This is a genomic window from Aquicoccus porphyridii (assembly GCF_008369105.1).
In the GTDB taxonomy this organism is placed as follows: Bacteria; Pseudomonadota; Alphaproteobacteria; order Rhodobacterales; family Rhodobacteraceae; genus Aquicoccus; species Aquicoccus porphyridii.
Map to the genome: position 1 here is coordinate 1 of NZ_VINQ01000203.1, position 384 is coordinate 384.

Consider the following 384-nt stretch of genomic DNA (forward strand, 5'->3'; position numbering starts at 1 on the left):
GTGGACATGGCGCAGCGCCTGGCCGAGAGCCTGGGGGCCAAGCTGGTAGTGGTGCCGACCAGTTGGCCGAACCTGATGCGCGATTTCGCCGACGACCGCTTCGACATCGCCATGAGCGGCATCTCGATCAACCTGGAGCGCCAGCGCCAGGCGTATTTCTCGATTCCCTACCTGCGCGACGGCAAGACGCCGATCACCCTCTGTAGCGAAGAAGCGCGTTTCCAGACCCTGGAGCAGATCGACCAGCCGGGCGTGACGGCCATCGTCAACCCCGGCGGCACCAACGAGAAGTTCGCCCGGGCGAACCTGAAGAAGGCCCGGATCCTGGTGCATCCGGACAACGTGACGATCTTCCAGCAGATCGTCGACGGCAAGGCCGACCTG

General features: G+C 64.6%; 1 pseudogene. It reads left to right on the forward strand.

Annotated elements, in window-relative coordinates:
* A pseudogene (gene pheC / locus FLO80_RS24200) lies at nt 1-384 on the forward strand (cyclohexadienyl dehydratase); the annotation flags it as partial.